Raw genomic sequence first — 1,690 nt, 5'->3', positions numbered from 1 at the left:
TCCGGTCGTCAGATTTATAATGGAGCGCACAACACTGGCAAGAAGCACAGTCATGGACATTCTCCATCAGTTACGAAAAGGAAATTATATTCTTATGGACAGAGGATATCTTTTTTTTATTAATAAACTGCCAGACAAATTTTAGGCCTGTTATAGAAAAATATGGCGTGGGTTATCCTCCGGTACGCAAATAGAAGGTGAAATCGCTTCTCATATATTTAAGAATTGCTGTGGATAATTTGATCTACTGAGTACCATTAAAGATATTGGGCCTGCACGCGTTGCTGTTTTACTGACTGAATTTCCGGAGCTATGTGTGGTCGTCGTACGGTATTCATAGAGTGGGTTTCCATCTGTACTGCACTCAATATATCTGCTCTGGCTGGGGTGAGGCACGAGCCCGTAATTAAAGAATGTTATATACATCTGGTGGCTGCAGAGAAATCAATAAGGTCGCATTAACCACCTGCATCAGAAAATTTCTGACCATCCCTGATACAATTCTTAAAAAGCATGGGTGCGTAATCAGGTTCGAAAGACAGTTGCTCTGCTTACATTGTAGGGCAAGATCGTCCACCTGAGTAGGTTAGTCCATCCTATCCCTGTGGCTCGAAAAGTCACAGAGGCCTATGTGTTCTGATGTGGCATTAAGCGAAAACTGGTAACGACAAATAGTCATTCCCAGGCAGAAAACAATCAACCACTTCAGGAAGACCAGATACTCTATGACCATATGATGCCCCATCCTGTCTGAATTATATCTTATATACTCGTCACACTTCAGGCTGCATGTGTGTTGGCTGCGCACTCTCACTCCAGTCACTTACTTTAGTAAGCTCCTCGGGATGAATGAGGGACATCCTTGTCCCTCTCCGAAGACAACCTACGGCCACGCCCCTTAAGGACCAACGCAAGCTCTGTTCAAAATGCTTACCCCATTTTGTCCTGCAACCCGAATAATTTATAGTATAAAATGACAGGCCATCCAAATGGCGCTGTGCAGCGTGTCTTCAAAAATTTTCTGGCAGATGAATGATTTCCTCAAGTTTTCCACGCGAAACCCTGATATATCCACCTTGTGTTAATACTGATAATACGTAATAGATCTGACTACGGGAGATGAATGTCGTCGCCTGAATAAATGCGGCAAGCCCAATACGTTTTTGGGCGAGTAATTCCCTGTTAGTCATGTATTCGATCAATTTTACCCGAATGGCTGTGTAAGACGATTGAGCGACAAGATGTTCATCACGGTAAGTCATCAGCCGCATATAGTAGGCCAGTATCAGGGCTACTTGTTCCCAGAGTCCCTGTTCAGTCAACACCTTTCTGGCTTGCTCGGAAGCAAGAGAAGATATCGTCGTTTCAGAACTAAACTGAAAGTAATGTCGCCCGAAAGGAACAAACATTTCCTGAAGCCCGATAACCAGTGGCCCCCTGAATACGCCGATTTTTAAATCGTCGTAAGTTCGTAATACGCTGCAACTACCAGAATGTAACAACCAGATATGGTCATTCTCATTTGCCGATATATGGAGCGTCCTGTTTGGCGGCAGGCTACATGGTGCTGAAAATGGCTTAAGGGCATCATGGATCTGCTGAATCGTTTCGGTTGGGCGCTGGATATCGTTAACGAAAAGACTTCTGCGTTTCCCTGGCGAAAGCACTCCTTTTCCGTCATGTTTATATG

Annotated in this window: 2 protein-coding genes; one reads left to right on the top strand and one right to left on the bottom strand. The window is 44.1% G+C overall.

Going from position 1 to position 1,690, the window contains the following annotated elements; genetic code table 11:
• The first annotated feature begins 16 nt into the window (after positions 1-16).
• Positions 17-145 carry a helix-turn-helix domain-containing protein gene (locus WB371_RS23920; protein ID WP_420704083.1) on the top strand — a complete coding sequence of 43 codons (129 nt, stop codon included), beginning with the start codon at positions 17-19 and terminating at the stop codon, positions 143-145.
• An 865-nt stretch (positions 146-1,010) separates the two neighbouring features.
• Here WB371_RS23920 and WB371_RS23715 read toward each other — a convergent pair.
• Positions 1,011-1,690, bottom strand: a 680-nt coding sequence (locus WB371_RS23715; protein WP_336222381.1) for a helix-turn-helix domain-containing protein, incomplete at its 5' end; no start/stop codon positions are given.

It is taken from the genome of Citrobacter amalonaticus (assembly GCF_037053465.1).
GTDB classification, from domain to species: Bacteria; Pseudomonadota; Gammaproteobacteria; order Enterobacterales; family Enterobacteriaceae; genus Citrobacter_A; species Citrobacter_A amalonaticus_H.
This window is presented reverse-complemented; position numbering and strand designations above follow the sequence as displayed.